Annotated in this window: 1 protein-coding gene; it reads right to left on the reverse strand. The window is 48.2% G+C overall.

The genetic code is table 11. From position 1 onward, the window contains the following. Positions 1 to 277 precede the first annotated feature (277 nt). The coding region (locus ACQRBJ_RS16025) for an OmpA family protein (protein ID WP_445304228.1) at positions 278 to 1135 on the reverse strand (858 nt) is incomplete at its 5' end.

The following is a 1135-nucleotide window of genomic DNA, read 5'->3' on the forward strand; positions in this document are numbered from 1 at the left end:
TCCCTTGCCCTTTTGGAAAGGACGAGGGCTTGGGAGTGGGGTAAGGACCCTCCCGCAGGGGAGGGACAGGTGGGGCAAAAAAACACCTCTTTGGCAAAGGAAGAACAGGTAGAATCAAAAATGCACGAATGAATTTACAACTAACTTTTCGAAAAGAAACAAAAAAGCGAGGCTTCTTGAAAAAGAAACCTCGCTAAAAGCATGGATTCAGGTAAGCTTTACAGGCTTGCCCCAAATCCAGAATTAGTGATAAATAATATTTGGCACAAGCCAGATATTATTTAGCAATCATGATGGAAACACGGTTCATATCATTCTCTGCGAATGGCTGAACACGAGCACCCTTTGACTCTTCCGTGATGCGCTCAGCAGGAATGCCATAGCGCTTCTCCAACATCCATACAACGGCTGCAGCACGCTTGGCAGCGATGCGGTCGTTCACTCTGTCATTACCAGTACCCTTGTCAGCATAACCGGTAACAACCACCTTAGCCTCAGGATACTTCACCAGGAAGTCGATGACTTCAAGGATCTTCTGATTCTCCTTGGCAGAAATCTTGTTAGAGTTGATGGTGAAGAAGATATCACGACGGATTTCCTCTACCTTCTTCTCAACAACTGGTGCTGGAGCAGGTGCTGGCTCCTCAACCTTCTGAACGGGTGCTGGAGCTGGTTCCGGTTCTACTGGCTTCTCCTTCTTGGTAGCACTCTTGCCCAGGTTGATGCGAAGACCAGCCAAAGCATTGAAATACCAGTCAGGGTTATCAGCCTTCTTTGAGTTGTACTTGTCAGAAATGACATTGGCGTTACCCTCAAGCATCAGACTGACAGACTTGCTGACCTTGAATGCCAACTCAAGACCGGCACGACCGTAAGGGCGAACCTTGGTACCATCCCAGAGATACTCCAGGTTGTAGGCATTCATGTTCTTCATGGTAGCAGCCAACTCATTCACCTCGTCGTTATCCCAGGCGATGTTGGCGCCGGCACCAGCGAAGGCAGTAACGTTCAATACACGGTTAGGGTTCCAACCACAGAAGAGGTTGCTGAGGTTGAACATGAAGTCAACACCAGGAGCCACATATTTATATTTATACTGAGCGTTGTAAGGAGTCTCGCCCTTCTGAGCACGGAA

The sequence above is a fragment of the Prevotella sp. SGI.167 genome (assembly GCF_050313615.1).
GTDB lineage: Bacteria > Bacteroidota > Bacteroidia > Bacteroidales > Bacteroidaceae > Prevotella.